Origin of the sequence: Butyrivibrio sp. AC2005, from assembly GCF_000424145.1 — a bacterium.
In the GTDB taxonomy this organism is placed as follows: Bacteria; Bacillota; Clostridia; order Lachnospirales; family Lachnospiraceae; genus Butyrivibrio.
In genome coordinates, this window is sequence record NZ_KE384138.1 from 58,797 (window position 1) to 76,717 (window position 17,921).

The 17,921-nt window shown below is 43.1% G+C and carries 15 protein-coding genes; 1 reads left to right on the forward strand and 14 read right to left on the reverse strand.

Going from position 1 to position 17,921, the window contains the following annotated elements:
* Positions 1–46: 46 nt before the first annotated feature.
* The 11 genes from G602_RS0120295 to G602_RS27720 all read right to left on the reverse strand — a co-directional run bounded on the left by G602_RS0120295 (position 47) and on the right by G602_RS27720 (position 13,635).
* Positions 47–259: a hypothetical protein gene (locus G602_RS0120295; RefSeq protein WP_026660652.1), complete on the reverse strand. Its 213-nt coding sequence runs from the start codon at positions 257–259 to the stop codon at positions 47–49.
* A gap of 201 nt (positions 260–460) precedes the next feature.
* Positions 461–5,047 (reverse strand): PolC-type DNA polymerase III, encoded by a 4,587-nt coding sequence (locus tag G602_RS0120300; RefSeq protein WP_026660654.1) that lies wholly within the window; start codon positions 5,045–5,047, stop codon positions 461–463.
* A gap of 153 nt (positions 5,048–5,200) precedes the next feature.
* Complete coding sequence (gene ispG, locus G602_RS0120305) at positions 5,201–6,259, reverse strand: flavodoxin-dependent (E)-4-hydroxy-3-methylbut-2-enyl-diphosphate synthase (protein ID WP_026660655.1); 1,059 nt, start codon at positions 6,257–6,259, stop codon at positions 5,201–5,203.
* A gap of 127 nt (positions 6,260–6,386) precedes the next feature.
* Positions 6,387–7,442 (reverse strand): RIP metalloprotease RseP, encoded by a 1,056-nt coding sequence (rseP, locus tag G602_RS0120310; protein WP_026660656.1) that lies wholly within the window; start codon positions 7,440–7,442, stop codon positions 6,387–6,389.
* Between the two features lie 28 nt (positions 7,443–7,470).
* The gene (gene dxr / locus G602_RS0120315) at positions 7,471–8,610 is read right to left on the reverse strand and encodes a 1-deoxy-D-xylulose-5-phosphate reductoisomerase (RefSeq protein ID WP_026660657.1); all 1,140 of its coding nucleotides are present in this window, start codon (positions 8,608–8,610) and stop codon (positions 7,471–7,473) included.
* Positions 8,611–8,626: 16 nt separating this feature from the next.
* Positions 8,627–9,454: a phosphatidate cytidylyltransferase gene (locus G602_RS0120320; protein ID WP_026660658.1), complete on the reverse strand. Its 828-nt coding sequence runs from the start codon at positions 9,452–9,454 to the stop codon at positions 8,627–8,629.
* Between the two features lie 27 nt (positions 9,455–9,481).
* Positions 9,482–10,207, reverse strand: a complete 726-nt coding sequence (locus G602_RS0120325; RefSeq protein WP_026660659.1) for an isoprenyl transferase — start codon at positions 10,205–10,207, stop codon at positions 9,482–9,484.
* 77 nt (positions 10,208–10,284) lie between these two features.
* Positions 10,285–10,836 (reverse strand): ribosome recycling factor, encoded by a 552-nt coding sequence (frr, locus tag G602_RS0120330; protein WP_026660661.1) that lies wholly within the window; start codon positions 10,834–10,836, stop codon positions 10,285–10,287.
* 23 nt (positions 10,837–10,859) lie between these two features.
* Complete coding sequence (gene pyrH, locus G602_RS0120335; RefSeq protein ID WP_026660662.1) at positions 10,860–11,552, reverse strand: UMP kinase; 693 nt, start codon at positions 11,550–11,552, stop codon at positions 10,860–10,862.
* The gene (locus G602_RS31605; RefSeq protein WP_026660663.1) at positions 11,552–12,565 is read right to left on the reverse strand and encodes a polymer-forming cytoskeletal protein; all 1,014 of its coding nucleotides are present in this window, start codon (positions 12,563–12,565) and stop codon (positions 11,552–11,554) included. The genes pyrH and G602_RS31605 overlap by 1 nt, the downstream gene beginning before the upstream one ends.
* Positions 12,566–12,588: 23 nt before the next feature.
* Positions 12,589–13,635 carry a polysaccharide deacetylase family protein gene (locus G602_RS27720; protein ID WP_081676099.1) on the reverse strand — a complete coding sequence of 349 codons (1,047 nt, stop codon included), beginning with the start codon at positions 13,633–13,635 and terminating at the stop codon, positions 12,589–12,591.
* Positions 13,636–13,932: 297 nt separating this feature from the next.
* Here G602_RS27720 and G602_RS0120350 point away from each other — a divergent pair, with 297 nt between their 5' ends.
* Positions 13,933–14,580 (forward strand): hypothetical protein, encoded by a 648-nt coding sequence (locus G602_RS0120350; protein ID WP_026660664.1) that lies wholly within the window; start codon positions 13,933–13,935, stop codon positions 14,578–14,580.
* Positions 14,581–14,681: 101 nt separating this feature from the next.
* On the opposite strand, the gene truA is transcribed toward G602_RS0120350, so the two are convergent.
* The 3 genes from truA to G602_RS27725 form a co-directional block, all read right to left on the reverse strand.
* Positions 14,682–15,434, reverse strand: a complete 753-nt coding sequence (gene truA, locus G602_RS0120355; protein WP_026660665.1) for a tRNA pseudouridine(38-40) synthase TruA — start codon at positions 15,432–15,434, stop codon at positions 14,682–14,684.
* An 8-nt stretch (positions 15,435–15,442) separates the two neighbouring features.
* A complete protein-coding gene (gene thrH, locus G602_RS0120360; RefSeq protein WP_026660666.1) occupies positions 15,443–16,048 on the reverse strand; it encodes a bifunctional phosphoserine phosphatase/homoserine phosphotransferase ThrH in 606 nt (201 codons plus the stop codon).
* 90 nt (positions 16,049–16,138) lie between these two features.
* Positions 16,139–17,884 (reverse strand): bifunctional diguanylate cyclase/phosphodiesterase, encoded by a 1,746-nt coding sequence (locus tag G602_RS27725; RefSeq protein WP_049945369.1) that lies wholly within the window; start codon positions 17,882–17,884, stop codon positions 16,139–16,141.
* Positions 17,885–17,921 lie beyond the last annotated feature (37 nt).

Genomic DNA, 17,921 nt, shown 5'->3' on the forward strand with positions numbered 1-17,921 from the left:
GTAATAGAACCAAATGACAGGGGATTTCTAGCGATATGTATTCTATTCAGCCCACAAAGTAATTCATTCCACCGCAGAGGGGACATTTACATTGTGAATCCAGAATGTTAACTACTATATTCTTATTACATTTCTGGCAGTTTACAGCCATGTGCTGAGTCTTCTTATGTTTTCTCATCTTTAGCGGCTGCCCTACTCCGCCAACAATTTTATCAAGCTCGTCATCAGCAAGCATTTGTGCATCCTTAACTTCTATCATTGATATCTCCTCCTACATGGTCATAAGTGAAATCGCTTACATCCACTTTCTTATGACAATCTAAAGTTTCCACAAGATTTCTTTATTGTTTTTCCTTACAAGAAGATGATATCAACCATTGTCCAACAAATGTCCAACTAAAAAATAGTCCCTATAAAAACTTTACGCTGCCAATTGGCAGCGCAAAGTTCATAAACTATATTAGCCCTTCATAAAGTCAAAGATACTTATCTGGTTCGATTCCGGGATATCTCCAAGAAGTCCCATATTTGCCATTTTATCAACAACAGCCTGAGGGCACTTGGTTCTCTGCTTGAAGTCGTCCTTTGAAATAAAGGCTCCATCCTTGCAGGCTTCAACTATCTGGTCGGCAGCTTTTTCACCAAGACCGTCTATACTTAGAAGGCTGGGCATGATCTTGTCACCAAATACCTGGAAGGATCTTGAAGCAGCCTTGAAGATGTCTATAGGCATTACTTCTATTCCGCGCTCATACATCTCCTCTGCAAGTCTCATGGCCGCAAGCTCATTCTGCTCAGCATTGGTCATATCATCGCCCTTGGCTCTGTACTCATTCATCCACATGTGAAGTGTACCCTCACCCTGGAACATGTGCTCATAGTTTAGCGCCTTAGCTCTTATCGAAAACCATGCCGCATAAAATGCCTGTGGTACATACACCTTGAAATAAGCTATACGCCAGGCCATCATAACGTATGCCGCAGCATGAGCCTTCGGGAACATGTACTTGATCTTTTCACAAGACCATATATACCAATCCGGAACATCATGCTCCTTCATGTCATTTTTCCACGCTTCCCAGCTGCTCTCCTTACCCTTGGCCACCTTTCCTTTACGAACTGCCTCCATGATTTTGAAGGATTCTGACTTATCGAGTCCCTTCTGAATCAGATAAATCATGATATCATCACGACAGCAGATACAGGTATCGATGGTTGCTTTTCCTTCCTGAATAAGTGTCTGCGCATTTCCCAGCCATACATCGGTTCCATGTGACAGACCTGAAATTCTGATAAGATGCGAGAGCGAAGTGGGCTGCGCATCGATAACCATCTGCATAGCAAAATCTGTTCCGAACTCAGGAAGTCCGAGACATCCAAGCTTGGTACCGCCAATCTGATCCGGAGATATTCTAAGTGACTTGGTGCTCATGAAAAGCTCCATAACATTATGATCATCAAGCGGAACTGTCTTAGGATCAAGTCCCGTACAATCCTGCAGAAATCTTATCATGGTAGGATCATCGTGTCCCAGAATATCAAGCTTTAGCAGGTTGTGGTCGATGGAGTGATAATCGTAATGCGTTGTAATTGTAGCGGTGGTCATATCGTTAGCAGGGTGCTGAACCGGTGTGAATGAGTTTATATCCTCACCGACAGGAAGAACTATGATACCACCGGGATGCTGACCGGTTCCTCGCCTGATACCGATACACCCCTGAGTAATTCTGTCTATCTCGCATCTTCTTTTCCCGACACCTAAGCCGTCATAATACTTTTTAACAAATCCATATGCAGTTTTATCCGCAAGACCGGCGATTGTTCCGGCACGGAAGGTCTGTCCGTAACCGAAGATAACTTCGGTATATTTGTGGGCTTTTGACTGATACTCACCCGAGAAGTTAAGGTCGATATCAGGCTCCTTATCACCCTTAAATCCAAGGAAGGTCTCGAAAGGAATATCAAAACCATCCTTATCCATCATATGTCCGCACTTGGGGCATCTCTTATCAGGCATGTCACAGCCCGAATTACCGCCGTATGCCAGAACCTCTTCGGAATCAAAATCGCTGTATTTACACTTCGGGCACACGTAATGAGGTGAAAGGGAATTAACCTCTGTAATACCTGAAGCGAAAGCCACAAAGGAAGATCCTACAGAACCACGGGAACCAACGAGGTAACCATCCTCAACAGATTTCCAAACCAGCTTCTGCGCTATGATGTACATAACGGCGAAACCATTTTTTATAATTGAGTTAAGCTCTCTCTCTAATCGCTCCTCTACTATCTCAGGAAGATTTTCTCCATAAATCTCGTGAGCCTTTTCGTAACAGATTCTGGTAAGAATTCCGTCAGAATCCTCGATGACGGGCGGACACTTGTCGGGACGAACAGGTGAAATGCTGTCACATCTCCTCAAAATGTCACGGGTATTTTCTATTACAACCTCGTTAGCCTTAGCTGCACCAAGGTAATCGAATTCAGCAAGCATTTCAGCAGTTGTGCGGACAAAAAGCGGTGCCGGTTCTTCATCGTTCATACCTTTTCCCGCCATGATAACAGTTCTGTATATCTCATCATCCGGATTAAGGAAATGCGCATCACAGGTGGCAACAACCGGCTTACCATACTGTTCGCCAAGCTTAACTATTCTCTTATTTATTTCCCTGATATCATCGTCTGAGTTAATGTCCTCGTAGCGCTCAGAATCCACCATGAAATGATTGTTGGCAATAGGCTGGATTTCCAGATAATCATAGAAATTAACAATCTTGGCAATCTCATCCTCTGCCCTGCCCTCAACCACAGCACCGTAAAGCTCTCCGGCACAGCACGCAGAACCGATAATAAGTCCCTCTCTGTACTTTATAAGCTCACTCTTGGGAATACGTGGGAATCTGCTGAAGTAATCAACATGTGACTTACTTATAAGTGTATACAGATTTACACGTCCAACTGTGTTCTTCGCAAGAAGAATTATATGATGTGTCCTTAAATGCTTTACAATCTCAGGATTGGAAGCGCCGAGTGCATTTACCTTATTGAGGTCATCTGCTCCTTCCTGTTCCATCATGGGAATAAACTTCTGAAAAATCTTGGCAGTACACTCAGCATCATCAACCGCACGATGGTGGTGTTCATTTACTACGCCAAGAGTTTTACAGAGAGCATCCAGATTATGTTTAGCCTGTCTTGGGAAAAATGCACGCGATAATCCCATGGTATCAACGGTTGTGTAATCAACATCTATACCAAGCTGCTTGCAGTTTTCATTTATAAAGCTGATATCAAAACCAACGTTATGACCAACAAGAATTGCGTCCCCGCAGAACTCAACAAATCTCGGTACTATCTCATCCCTTGTGGGGCATCCGATTACCATGTCATCTGTAATACTGGTAAGTCTTGTGATTCTAAAGGGTATTGGCTCCTTAGGATCAATAAACTCTGAAAAACGGTCAATGATTTCTCCGTCCTTCATTTTAACCGCACCAATCTCGATGATTTTATTGTTGACCGGTGAAAAGCCTGTGGTCTCTATATCAAATACGACAAAAGTAGAGCCAGCCACCTTTTGTCCCTTATTATTTATAACTATTTCTTTCAGGTCGTCTACAAGATAGCCCTCAACACCCTGGATTACCTTGAAGAAATCCTGTCTGTCAGGGTTCTTGTCTCCGGCTTCTTTTCTTTTTTTCTTCTCATCACCCCAGAGGTCCTCCCAGGCATGGTTAGCGTCAGTAAGAGCCTGAACTACACCGTGGTCTGTAATCGCAATACCGGGCATCCCCCATTTATACGCCTGCTTAACAATGTCCTTAACCTCTGAAACGCCGTCCATATCAGACATCTTTGTATGACAATGAAGCTCAACTCTCTTCAGTTCTGCCTCGTCTACACGCTTTGTGGTAAAATCAGGAATTTTTCTGATGCCGGCTACGCTCTGAATAGTTACTTCGTGATCGAATTTATCCACCATGGCTATTCCGCGTACCTTAAGAAAAGCTCCCGGCTTAATGTCCTTCTCAAGCTCAGGAACATTTTCCTGTTTCGCGAAAACCTTGACAGTTATGGTGTCAGTAAAGTCAGTCATAGAGAAAATGAGAATGGCTTTTTCATTTCTGATGTCACGTCTATCGTAGCTGATTACCTTACCTCTGACGGTGACTTCGCCCATTTCACCGACAATCTCTTCCAAATTGATTGTCTCATCTTCAAAATCTCTACCGTAGATGATATTAGGATCATCTGAGCGCTTAAAGCTGCTACTGCCGCCACCCTTCTTAAAGAACTTGCTTCCACCGTTCTGTCCAAACTTACTGCCGCCGCCAAACTTGCTCTCGCCTTTTCCACCGGCTGCTTTAGCTGCTGTCTTCTCAGTGGCTTTTGTCTCTGCACCGCTTTTACCTGCGCTATTCTCCGCAGCCTTAGCAGCTTCTTTTTCTCTGTGTTTCTGCTCTGATTTTTCCTCAGCTGCTTCAAGCTTCTTAGCGAGTCTTGCGGTTTCCTTGGAATAGTCAATTTCCTTTTTCTTTGGTGGCGCCTTTTTATAGGTAACATCCATTCTTACTGCAAAGCCACAGCGGTCATTCAGTATTTTTTCCAAAATACGCTGTATGTCACCGGATTTTTTTTCAGCAATAACAGACTCCTCAAGAACCAGTTCAACTCTGTCTGATTCAGGAAATGAGAAGTCTGCGGATTTTAAAATCGTATACTCGATTGGATCGTAATTTTTGAACTCCAAAAGAATACTGTCCTTGTACATCTCCAGAAGGTTCTGGGGGGTGTACTGGGCAGACAGGAAAAAGCGTTCGTAAATCTTGACCGTAAGGTTTGTCTCCTTAAAGAGCTGGTTCTTGATTTCCTTCTCCGCTTTTACGACATCCGCCTTGTCTATAAGACGGTTACTGGATAGATAGATGCGTACGAGATCCTTTTTCTCTGTTGTTGATATTTTCTCAACCTGCACATCCTGTAATTCTTCCTTAGTGTGTTGGTCTAGTTTTAAGGTCTGGAATACCTCAAGAAATGGTTTTCTCATACTGCTCGCTTTCTAAATCCCCTCATCCGGCTGCTTTGCAGCCACCTTCCCCCCAAGGGGAAGGCTTTTATTTATTACCTCTCAGGAGTAGGTTTTTATTTTGCCTTCCCCCTCTGGGGGAAGGTGGCGCAAAGCGCCGGATGAGGGGTTATTTCAATCGTTCCAGTGAATAAGCTCCTCGCGCAACGCGCTAATAAGCTCAGCCTCAGGAACCTTTTTTATAACTTCGCCGCGTCTGATGAGGAGACCCTCACCAATACCGCCTGCAACACCGATGTCAGCCTCTCTGGCTTCACCGGGACCATTAACTGCACAGCCCATAACAGCAACCTTGATATCAAGAGGGAACTCCTGAACCATCTTCTCAACATCATTGGCAAGTCCGATGAGATCTATCTTGGTTCTGCCACAGGTAGGGCATGATACAACTTCAATTCCGCCCTTTCTAAGGCCAAGGGTTTTAAGTATCATCTTGGCTGTTCTTATCTCTTCGGTAGGATCACCGGAAAGGGATACACGGATTGTATCACCTATTCCCTCGTTTAATATTATTCCAAGTCCAATGGAGGACTTAATATTGCCGCCATAAAGAGTACCTGCTTCAGTGATTCCCACATGAAGAGGATAATTGGTCTTCTCTGCGAGCTTTTTATGAGCATCAACGCAGAGCATGACATTTGATGATTTAATACTGATTACAAGATTATCGTATCCGAATTCCTCGATGATGTTTACTTTATCAAGTGCGCTCTCAACAAGTCCATCTGCTGTAACACCGCCGTACTTTTCAAGAAGATCCTTCTCAAGTGATCCGCTGTTAACACCGACTCTAATTGGGATATTTCTCTCCTTCGCAGTCTTAACAACAGCTTCAATTCTATCCTTGGAACCGATGTTGCCCGGATTTATTCTGATTTTGTCAGCACCGTTTTCCATGGCAGCGATAGCCATCTTATAATCAAAATGAATATCTGCAACCAGAGGAATATGAATTCTGCTCTTTATGCTTTTTATGGCGTCAGCTGCTTCCTGATTAGGCACCGTGCATCTTACGATATCACAACCGGCTGCCTCAAGAGCAAGTATCTGAGATACGGTTTTTTCTACATCCTCAGTGGGTGTGTTTGTCATTGACTGAATCATGATGGGGTTTCCGCCACCAATGACCTTGTTTCCGATATGTACGACTTTTGTGTTATCTCTGTATGCCATATTTGCCTCCTGCCTTTCCCCTCATCCGGCGCTTCGCGCCACCTGTCTTCGCTTCGCTTCGGTCCGCGCAGAACAATCGTCCCCCGGACGATTTGCGCCCCCAAGGTGAATGAACTAAATAATAAACTTACTTCATAAATTTAGAAATATCACTGATAACAACTACAACCATAAATGCCATCAGTACGACCATTCCCACAAGGTGGACCATTCCTTCCTTTTCTCTGGGAACCGGCTTGCCTCTTAATACTTCAATAAACTGGAATACAAGTCTGCCTCCATCCAGTGCAGGGAAAGGAAGAAGGTTCATAATTCCGAGATTCACTGATAAGAGAGTCATAAGTTCAAGCATTGTAAGTATTACAGATGAAATACCATATGGGCTGACTGCTTCGTAGGTATCATCAACAATTTTCACCATTCCGACAGGTCCTGACACATCTCCAAGAGAAAGTCTTCCCTGAATAAGAAGTGCCAGACTTCTGTAAGTAGTCTTGAAATAATAAAGCACATCGTAGAAAGCATAAGGAATAACCTTAAGGCCGGTTATTTTCTCATATTTTCCAAGATATATTCCCATAAAATAGCGTCCCTGCTCCTCATCGTAGTGAGGAGTGAGTTCTGTGTGCATAAGCTCGCCATTTCTCTCAAAATCTATATGCATCACATTGCCCTGACTAAACTGGGAAATGATAGTCACTTCAGAGGCAAGATGGATTTTCTCACCATCAACCTTCACAATGAGGTCGCCCTCCTGAAGTCCCGCCTCGGCAGCAGCCGAATTCCCGTCTGTCAATCCGGAAACCACAGGAAAATCCCAGGGTGAGTTGGCAACAACTATTATCGCAAGAATCATCGCAGTGATAAAGTTAAAAAATGGACCGCCAAAAAGGACCGCTATTCTCGCCCAGACATTAGCATTGGGAAAAGACCTTTCATCATAGCCATGATCTTCGCCGTCTATGTCATCCTCGCCTTCAAATCTGCAGGCACCACCGATAGGCAAAAGTCTTATGCTATAAAGAGTTTCGCCCTTTTGCTTTTTAAAAAGCACGGGCCCCATTCCTATAAAGAATTCCAAAACTCTTATATTGTTTGCCTTGGCAATAAGAAAATGACCGAGTTCATGAGTTGTTACAAGAACTCCGAATATTATAAAAAACAGTATTAAACTAACTAACATTTATATTCCTCACATCTGTGATTTATCTTTATTTCCCAAGATATTCGTAGGTCTCGGATTCTGCCATAAGAATCTCTTCAAGATTAGGATTTTCGATCTTTTTATGATGAGCCATGGCATTTGAAATCATATCGTATATCTCAAGGAATTTGATTTCTCTATTAATGAATTTCTTAACTGCCATCTCATTTGCAGCGTTGAATACAGTAGGCATACTACCACCTGCTCTTGCAGCATCGTATGCAAGCTTAAGCCCCTGGAAGGTATCTGTATCGGGCTTCTCAAATGTAATCTGAGCCAGTTCAAAGAAATCAAGTCTCTTTTCACTCATAGGCATTCTGTCAGGATAGAAAAGAGCATACTGTATAGGAAGCTTCATGTCAGGCACGCCAAGCTGAGCCATAACCGCTCCGTCTACAAACTGCACCGCAGAATGGATTATACTCTGAGGCTGAATTATTACCTGTATCTGATCGAGTGAAACATCAAAAAGCCATCTGGCTTCCATAACTTCAAGGCCCTTATTAACCAGAGATGCAGAATCGATTGTTACCTTCGGTCCCATATCCCAGTTGGGGTGCTTAAGTGCATCATCTACTGTCATCTCAGAAAGCTCTTCACGCTTCTTACCTCTGAAAGGGCCGCCGGATGCAGTGAGAAGAATCTTCTCAAGCTTGTTCTTAGGTTCTCCGTTCAATGACTGGAAAATAGCACTGTGTTCACTGTCCACGGGAAGAATGCTGACATTCATCTTAGCAGCCAGTGGCATAATAATGTGGCCTGCAGTAACAAGTGTCTCCTTGTTAGCAAGTGCTATGTCCTTACCGCTTTCAATTGCTGCCATTGTAGGTCTTATGCCGATCATGCCAACTACAGCAGTGAGTACTGTATCCGCATCGGGAACCTGTACAATTTCTATAAGTCCTTCCATGCCAGAAAAGACCTCAACAGGAAGGTCAGCGATTTTCACCTTAAGTTCTTTTGCTGCCTTCTCATCGAACATAGCAACATACTTAGGCATGAACTCTCTAACCTGCTGCTCCACCTTGCCGACACTCTTGTTAGCAGCAATACCTACAATTTTAATGCCATCAGGGTTAGCCCTTGCGACATCAAGTGTTTGTGTTCCTATGGATCCTGTTGAGCCAAGTAGAATTATTTTTCTCATTGAACAAACCTCTCATCTACTTCAAAAATATAAGTGCCAAAAAATATATTGCAGGTGTGATGAAAATCACACTGTCAAATCTATCCATTATTCCACCGTGTCCGGGGATAAGTTTTCCGTAATCTTTAATGTCGTGATCTCTCTTGATGCCGGAAGCAATCAGGTCTCCAATCTGAGATAAGATTCCGGAAACAAGGGTTATAACGGCAAAGCTGATAATTGCTGTCTGCAGCTTCATATTGGGATCAGCGTAGGTTGCATAAACATATCCGAAAAGTACTCCGAAAAGTACACTCCCCAATATACCGCCGATTGAACCTTCAATGGTCTTCTTCGGTGACAGGACGGGGCACAATTTATGCTTACCTAATGCAACACCCGAAAAGTATGCGAAGGTATCACAAATCCATGCTACAAACGGAAGCCATGCCAAAAACTGTCCCGTAGGAAATGATCTCAGAAGGTAGATGAATGAAAGCATCATCGGTGCATAGATAAATGAGAATACTGCACCTACCAGCTGATCTGATTTGAATTTGGGATACTTAAAAACAAATACTGCTGCCTCAGCCACAAACAGTCCCATAATAATGGCTACAAAAGCAGACATATTTGCCCCTGTTGTCATCAAAATAAAATAATGTATCACTACAGCAGCAAGTCCTATGAACTGAGGAAGTCCTAACTTTTTATTTTTTTCCTGAACTCCAAGTGCTACTGCAAGCTCATGATATCCTACAAGCGATACGCAAAGGAGAACTCCGGCAGTTACATATCCTCCAAGTCCAAGTGTCAATATAAGCAGAACCACCAGAACAGCTCCGCTTATTATTCTAGTCTTCATAGTTTACCCTCTCAAATAAGGATTTATTTATTGGGCATCGTCCTTTAATCCGCCGTATTTGCGGTTACGATTACCATAGGCATCCACAGCCTTCTGAAGCTCAGCTTCATCAAAATCGGGCCATGCAATATCCGTATAATAAAATTCTGTATAAGCGCACTGCCAAAGAAGGAAGTTACTGAGGCGCTGCTCACCACAGGTACGAATCATGAGATCGGGATCAGGAATATTACCCGTATCAAGGTTCTTAGAAATCATTTCCTCTGAAATCTCATCAGCACTGATTTCACCTGTTTTACATTCATCTGCAAGCTTCCTTACGGCGCGAACAATCTCATCACGGCTGCCATAATTGATAGCAATGGTAAAAGTAAGTCCTGTGTTACCTGCTGTAGCTCTCTCAAGCTCCTCAATTGCTGCCCTGATATCATCGGAGAGTCTGCTCCTCTCGCCAATTACCTGGCAACGAACATTATTCTTCATGGACTTCTTGATACTGCTCTTAAGATAGGTTTTAAGGATTGTCATAAGGGCAGCAACTTCAGTCTCCGGTCTGTTCCAGTTCTCAGTTGAAAAGGCATATACAGTAAGGTACTTAATTCCCATGTCCCTTGCTACTACAAGGATGTCCTCTACAGCCTTTGCACCCTGCTTATGACCATAGTTTCTGGGGAGACCTTTGGCCTTGGCCCAGCGTCCGTTTCCGTCAAGAATTATTGCTACGTGTTGCGGTATTTTTTTATTTTCTTCCATATTGACCTCAAAATGTAAGTAGAGCCTGTGCTATAACCCACAGGCTCTTTTGAATCTTATTTTCCACAGTGATTACATCATACTGTCATGATTTCTTTGCTCTTTTCCTCAACGGCTTCGTCAATCTTCTTGACAAACTTATCTGTCATCTTCTGAAGATCTTCTTCCATCTCAGCAATCTCATCCTCTGAAACATCGGTCCCCTTAAGCTTCTTAAAGGAATCATTTCCGTCTCTGCGGATATTTCTTACAGCAACCTTAGCCTCCTCGCCCTTCTTCTTAATATCCTTAGCGAGCTGCTTTCTGCGCTCCTCTGTAAGTTCAGGGAAGATAAGTCTTATAACACTACCATCGTTGCTGGGTGTGATACCGATATCGGAAGCAAGAATAGCCTTCTCGATATCCTTGATAAGAGTCTTATCCCAGGGAGCAATCTGAATCATACGTGCTTCAGGTATGGAAACATTACCAACCTGCTGAAGAGGTGTGGGTGTTCCATAATAATCAACCTTGAGTTTATCAAGTACATGCGGATTAGCGCGTCCTGCGCGAACTGCCGCAAGCTCAGAAGCAAGGAAATCAAAAGCTTTGGTCATTTTTTCTTCATAAGGCTTTACTTTTTCGTTCATACACTCATCCTCCGGATTATAGTTTAGGCTGTGACTGTGGTTCCGTTGAAGTCACCACTGGCTGCTTTTATTATACTATTTTCTTCCTGAAGTGCGAATACCCTCATAGGAATATGATTCTCTTTTACCATTATTGAAGCTGTCATATCCACAACCTGAAGGTTCTGAGCAACGACATCATCAATGCTTATTGTGTCATATCTCTTTGCATCAGGGTTCTTCATAGGATCGCTGTCATAAACTCCATCGATAGCTTTGGCAAGAAGCATTGTATCTGCTTCTATCTCAATAGCGCGAAGAGCAGCACCCGTATCAGTTGAGAAGTACGGATGGCCTGTGCCTCCCGCAAAGAAAACTACCATGCCTCTCTCAAAGTACTTGTTAGCTCTGTCCTTTGAGAAGAGCTTCGTAAATGAGCCGCACTCAAAAGGTGTAAGTATATTGGTCTTCATTCCCACGCTTCTGAAAATCTCAGAAACATAGATGCAGTTCATAATAGTCGCAAGCATACCGATCTGGTCTGCCTTGACACGGTCTATAGCCTCGCTGCTGCGCCCTCTCCAGAAATTACCGCCGCCTATAACGATACCAACTTCTGTTCCGTTATCAACAAGCTGCTTTACCTGAAGTGCAACACCACGAACCGTATCCTCGTGAAATCCTGTTTTGTTTGGGCCAGCAAGAGCTTCGCCACTTAATTTTAAAAGTATTCTCATTATTTTGTTCCCTTAAGACCATCAAAGAATGCAGAAGGATTAACCTCAGCATAAGACTGTGAGCAGTTACCTTCAATAACGGCACCATTGTTGATCTGTACTGACTGTGATTTGATGTTACCCATAACAATAGCTGTTGTATCAAGAACTACAGGACCGGGAACATCGATGTCACCCTTAACAGCACCTGCTATAACAGCGCTTGTAGCAAAAATGTTACCGATAACAACTGTGCTCTGTCCGATCTTAACACTTCCGTTACTTCTAACTTCACCTGTAATTCTTGCAGCCTCAGCATAAATCTCTGCTGCCTTTGAATCACCTTCGATCTCACCTGTTACATTGAGCTTACCAAGGCATGTAACATTACCGGTAATCTTACCAACAAGATCAAGAGAGCCTGTTGTCTCAAGATTACCAACAATTTTCATACCCTCTGTAATGCTGGCTGTCTCATCTGTAGGTGTCTGTTGCTGAATGTCCATTGTATCAAATCCCCCATTGTTCATATAATTAGTAGTAGTTCTCTCCTCATACACAGGTGCTTCCTCAGCCTTCTTGCTGGCGATAGATTCAATCGCACTAAGAGAAGCTGCAAGATCAGCTACTGTATCATCTGTATCCTCCTCCTCGAAGTTAATCTCATCAACTTCTTCAGGTTCTTCTACAAAAGTCTCCTCTTCAGGCTCGGAAACCTCAGGAATAACAGGCTCGGCAACAGGTCTTACTACTGCCTCTTCCTTCTCTTCAATTATCTCTTCCTCAACCTCTTCAATGACTTCTTCCGGCTCCTTAGCCTCAGTCTCTTCTGCCCCACCTTCGTCGATCTTGATGTCGTCAAGATGATCAAGCATTTCATTAAGATCCTTCTTTACCTCTGCCTCTGACTTAGGCTTAACCACGTTTTCCTTCTTCGTAGTGTCCCCAAGGATCTTAGCTGTATCACCTTCCTCAGGCATAATTGTCTTTGCAGCCTGAGAGAGATCACTTTTCAGCTCTGAAAAAAATCCCATTTTCTCTTCCTCCGTTTCAAAAATTACTGAGAATTACTGATATGTTGAACCGGTAACGTATCCTCCGTTATCGGAACTATCACTGTGTTATCCATGGCCTGTATCTGTTCTATGATCTCAGGCAATGCTTCTACCGTGGCCTGTTTATCCTGCGCATCATGAAGAAGTATTATCGCCTCGTGAAACTTCGGCACTCCTGTCATGACATTAGCCACTATTATGTCCTTATTTATCCCGGCTCTGTCATCACTGCTGGCTACATTCCAGTCAAAATATGTAATATTCTCGTGATTCAGATAATCTATAAGCTGTTCCATGGGAACTTTGCTTGCTGTGTTGGAGCTGCCTCCCGGGAATCTGTAAAACTTAGACCAGACGCCGGTTGTCTCATACAGATATGTCTGCAATTTATTAAAGTCCGCAGAAAAGCTTCCAAGCGACTCATACAGCTCACTGTACTTATGACTGTAGGAATGCATTCCGATAGTATGTCCACTCTCGGCAATGCGCCTGTAGATATCAGCGTATTCACTGCCTTCCTTACCTGTCACAAAAAAAGTAGCCTTCACACCGTAGCTGTCAAGTATATCAAGTATTGTATTTGTTGATGTGCTGGGCCCGTCATCAAAGGTTATGTATACTCTTCTTACCCCGTCCCATTCTTCCGGTTCTCCTGTGGCAGATTGACCTTCAGATGCTGCCTCGACCTTCTCGCCTGTTCCCCCTGTAACTTCTGCCTCCTCCACAGGTTTGACCTCTTCAGAATCCAAAGTCTCCCCCTGAATACTCTCCCAGACCACGCCGGTTCCTTTTTCCTCAGCCTCAATGGGGTTATCATTTTCCCCATCAGCCAAAAGCTCCTCACCATAGTGTTCTTCGTACCAGGACAACTCTTCCTTCGCCTTATTAAGGAGTCTCATAGTATGTCCGTTTCGAATAACCAGGAAAATACAGATGCACGTAGGAATTAGGCACGAAGCTGCAATAGAAAAGAGAATCAATCTCCTCAAAAAGCGGATTCGTCTGGAACGATCCACGCCTGATCGCTGACCCTCCGTGTTCGTTGCCATATAAATTACCACATTTCCAACTTGCTGTTGTGTCTGTAACCAGACACCTGACTATCCACATAGCCAAACTAGATTATAACACATATTAAGGAGTACAAAAAGCTAAAAATAGTTTTCGGAAGCAGGGACCTGCGTTTGCTGACGAAAACATTGTCAAGTTGGAAATTTTACCAAAATAATCACATAAATTTTGTAGGACAAAAAACGCTCAGTATATAGTTTTTTTATATTTACTTAACGATATATTTATTGTCGTTTGATATCCTAATAACACCAAAGAAACAGGAGGTGTCCGGTATGAGAAAAATCTACGGTCTAATCATTGCAATCGCTGTAATTATCAGCACTTTTTCCAATTCAACAATTATTTCATATGCAGCAAACAAAACCGCAGAGGGAATTAAAATTGAGGGAGAATACCTCATTTCGGATATCGATGGAATCCATACAAGATATGTGGTTGTAGCTAAAAATACTTCTGATAAGGATTTGGCTGTTGTTGCCAAGTTTTATGCACTTAAAGCAAACGGTAATCCCATTAAGTCAGTTACTGACGGTGCTTCCGCAGTTAAAAGCGGACAGTCCTTCATGCTCTATGGTCAGTTTAAAAAGAAGGATATTGAGGATGCTGCAAGCTTTTCATATGAGATCACTGTAACCGAAACCACCGGCTGCAGATATGACGAAGTGGGCTTTGACATCGAAGCCGGACTTGATAATGCCCTTGAAGTAACAGGAACTAACTACTCCTCAGAAGATGTTGGCTGCATTAACGTAAGAAGCGTCTTCTTTAAGGATGGCGAAGCAGTTGCATTTGATACGGTAAATATCGGCGATGCAGCTTATTCACTTAGAAGCGGAAGCACAAACACACAGGAAATCGGCGTTCTTTTGCCTGAGTATGATGACTATCTTGTGACATATTTTGTAGCGGATGAATTATAAATAAAACAGCCCGCCGACACATATATATGCAATTTCAAGCGATTATGGCTCTGACAACGAGCGCGAAATTGCATATATATGTGCCGGCGGGCGTCATTAATTCAATAATCAACCTTCATTAGGCAGAGGCCCTGCGGCGGTGCTGTGGGGCCTGCTTTTTGTCTGTCGCAGGCTTCTATTATGTCCTTCAGCTCTTCGGGTTTTATGTTGCCGTAGCCAACCTCAAGAAGAGTTCCGGTCATTATCCTGACCATATTCTGTAAAAAGCCGTTGCCGTGAAAATATAATCTGATCTGAGGTCCGCTCTCTTCAATTTTAATGTTATCAACACAGCGAACAGTGGACTTTTTCATCTTGGTATTGCCACAAAAGCTCTTGAAGTCGTGGGTACCGATTATATATTCAGCCGCTTTCTTCATAAGTTCAACGTCCGGCTTTTCTTCCAATACCGTCACATATTTCCTGTCAAAAACAGGTTTTGTATTCCCATAATAACAGGTATATCTGTATGTTTTGCCAAGAGCATTATACCTGCTGTGAAACCTGTCAGCACATGCTCTTACATCATTTATGCTGATATCCTCGGGGAGATACTTATTCATGTAGCTCTGTATCTCCTCCTCTGACAAATCAGTATCAAGCATGGCGTTGGCAGTCATGGCTCTGGCATGTACACCTGCATCAGTTCTCCCTGCTCCTATGACCTGAACCGACTCTCCCTCCGGAAGACCTACCATCTTTGTAAGTACAGCCTCAAGCTTTCCCTGAATGGTCATATCCTTATTTGGTTGTCTCTCCCAGCCGTAGAATCTGGTTCCGTCATAGCTTAGGGTAAATTTATAATTTCTTTTCATAACGTTTTTTACTTGGCAATCTCTTCCTTAATAGCGGAAAGCAGTTCATCATAGGTCTCAAATGCAGGGAACTGCGGGAAGTCCTTCTTAATCTGGTCTGTTGTTCTAAACAAAAAGCCTGCCTTACTTGCCTGGATCATTCCAAGGTCATTGAAGCTGTCTCCGCTGGCAATCGTTTCAAAGCCAACACTCTGGAGTGCCTTTACTGTCGAAAGCTTACTCTGCTCACAACGCATCTTAAAGCCTGTAATCTCTCCGTTCTCTGCTACCTCAAGGCTATTACAGAAAATTGTAGGCCAGCCGAGCTTCTTCATCAGAGGTGCTGCAAACTGTGTAAAGGTATCACTGATGATGATAACCTGTGTAATACTGCGAAGCTCATCAAGAAATTCCTTTGCACCGGGCATGGGATCTATTGTTGCGATTGTATCCTGAATTTCCTTAAGTCCAAGTCCATGCTCTTTAAGAATACCGATTCTGAATTTCATAAGCTTATCATAATCAGGCTCATCTCTTGTTGTTCTCTTAAGTTCAGGGATACCTGTAGCCTCTGCAAAAGCGATCCAAATCTCCGGAACAAGAACTCCTTCCAAATCCAAACAAGTAACGTACATTTTCTCATCCTCCTCGTCTATGTATTTCCGACTTCAAACATTTTGGTAGTAGTTTAACATATTTTCTGTGAAAGTGAAGTGAAAATAAGGTCATTCCTCAATCTTTTCCCAGGTCATTCCGCTGAAGGTCGTATATTTCCTGCTCTCTTCCATAGGCTGGGGTTTTCCGAAATGATATCCCTGAGCCTTGTCACAGCCGATTGTCTTTAGAAATTCAAAATGCTCTTCCGTCTCTACCCCTTCTGTCAACGTTACATGTCCCATGCTGTGAGCAGCCTGAATAATGAACCCCAGCACGGCTCCTGACCTCGGATTCTTATCATACTGACGAAGGAAGGCCAGATCCAGTTTTAAGGTGTCAAATTTATAGTTCAAAATATTTGTAAGAGATGAATATCCGCTTCCAAAGTCATCAATCCATACCTGATAGCCAAGTTCTCTGAACTGGTCTATTTCCTGCCTGATAAGAGTGTCATCATCTGTCAGCGCGCTTTCCGTAATTTCTATATCAAGCATGTTAACCGGCATATTGACTTTCTTTCTGCAATTTTCCACCTCGTCTATTACATTACAGAGATTAAAATCAAGTCTGGAAAGATTTATTGAAACCGGCACCAGCGGCTCGCCCTTGTCACGGAGCTTCGCGTAATCCTCACATACTTTTTTCACTACAAACATATCAAGCTTATGTATCTGTCTGTGTTCCTCAAGGATATCGATAAATCCTGCGGGAGAAATCAGCCCCTTCTCAGGATCCTTCCACCTGGCAAGAGCCTCATAACCACAGATTTCACCTGTTCTTGTGCGAACTACCGGCTGGTAATACACCCTGATATCTTCGTTTTCTACCGCATTATCTATATTATCAAGAACAAATTGCTGCATCTGCAGCTTGGAATGAATGTCTTCATTATAAAAAGCATAGGGAATATCATATCTTGTTTTTATGCTCTTACAGGCAAGCCTTGCATGATCACAGGCAAGACCTATGTCATTACAATTCTCTTCAACTCTGTAAATCCCCGCCTTTATCTCCAGCTTTGCACCCGGAATAAGCTTCGAAACATCCTCATGGATTTTTATTACAATCGGCTCTACCTCCTTAGACAAGGTACAAACCACGAAATGGTCCTCCGAAAATCTGGCAACCATGCGCTCCAAAAAAGAGTGCCACAGAAGCTTTGCAATATCATACAAAAGCTCATCACCCTTCTTGAATCCGTATTTTTCATTAAAAAGCTTGAAATGATTAAGATCGAAATAAATGACAGATATGCTCTGACTTCTGATATCGGGGTCTGTCATTATTCCCTGAACAACCTGATAGAAATGCGCCTGATTCCACATGCCTGTGAGTGAATCTGTCTCCTGATTCATCTCCAGCACCTGTGATTCGGCATAGCTGTTCTTATTTTTGTTGTAATACTCATTCTGATCTATGTCCACAATAAAGACATAGTAATAACTGACTCCGTCCTTGCCGTGAACAAGATGTCCAAAGTCCTCCACATAACGGATCCTGCCATTTTTTGTACGTATCCTGTATCGCACATAATCATGGCGCATTTCCCCAAATACTGTCTGCTTGCTGATGTCTCCCTGGGTCAGATCATAGTCCTCGGGATAAACCATTCCGCAGAAGCAATTGCCTGTAAATTCCCTGAAATCCTCAATGGAATCGCACTCATAAAGCTTTATTATGTTATCATCCGCAAAGACAATTTCGCCCGCGCCCTCAGCATAATAAATAAAAAAACCTCCGGGAACTCCGTCCGGAATAAAAACCGGCTCGGATTTAGATTTTTTACGGTTAACCTTTTTTACCTCACTTGCCATAGGCTCCCCCCTCATTTACGACAATCATCCACTATGC

Coding starts and splice junctions, on each gene's coding strand:
- G602_RS0120350 (WP_026660664.1), top strand. CDS start 13,933: ATGAGAAAAATCTACGGTCTAATCATTGCAATCGCTGTAATTATCAGC.
- G602_RS0120300 (WP_026660654.1), bottom strand. CDS start 5,047: ATGAGAAAACCATTTCTTGAGGTATTCCAGACCTTAAAACTAGACCAA.
- G602_RS0120295 (WP_026660652.1), bottom strand. CDS start 259: ATGATAGAAGTTAAGGATGCACAAATGCTTGCTGATGACGAGCTTGAT.
- truA (WP_026660665.1), bottom strand. CDS start 15,434: ATGAAAAGAAATTATAAATTTACCCTAAGCTATGACGGAACCAGATTC.
- frr (WP_026660661.1), bottom strand. CDS start 10,836: ATGAACGAAAAAGTAAAGCCTTATGAAGAAAAAATGACCAAAGCTTTT.
- dxr (WP_026660657.1), bottom strand. CDS start 8,610: ATGAGAAAAATAATTCTACTTGGCTCAACAGGATCCATAGGAACACAA.
- rseP (WP_026660656.1), bottom strand. CDS start 7,442: ATGTTAGTTAGTTTAATACTGTTTTTTATAATATTCGGAGTTCTTGTA.
- G602_RS0120320 (WP_026660658.1), bottom strand. CDS start 9,454: ATGAAGACTAGAATAATAAGCGGAGCTGTTCTGGTGGTTCTGCTTATA.
- thrH (WP_026660666.1), bottom strand. CDS start 16,048: ATGTACGTTACTTGTTTGGATTTGGAAGGAGTTCTTGTTCCGGAGATT.
- G602_RS31605 (WP_026660663.1), bottom strand. CDS start 12,565: ATGGGATTTTTTTCAGAGCTGAAAAGTGATCTCTCTCAGGCTGCAAAG.
- G602_RS27720 (WP_081676099.1), bottom strand. CDS start 13,635: ATGGCAACGAACACGGAGGGTCAGCGATCAGGCGTGGATCGTTCCAGA.
- ispG (WP_026660655.1), bottom strand. CDS start 6,259: ATGGCATACAGAGATAACACAAAAGTCGTACATATCGGAAACAAGGTC.
- G602_RS0120325 (WP_026660659.1), bottom strand. CDS start 10,207: ATGGAAGAAAATAAAAAAATACCGCAACACGTAGCAATAATTCTTGAC.
- G602_RS27725 (WP_049945369.1), bottom strand. CDS start 17,884: ATGGCAAGTGAGGTAAAAAAGGTTAACCGTAAAAAATCTAAATCCGAG.
- pyrH (WP_026660662.1), bottom strand. CDS start 11,552: ATGAGAATACTTTTAAAATTAAGTGGCGAAGCTCTTGCTGGCCCAAAC.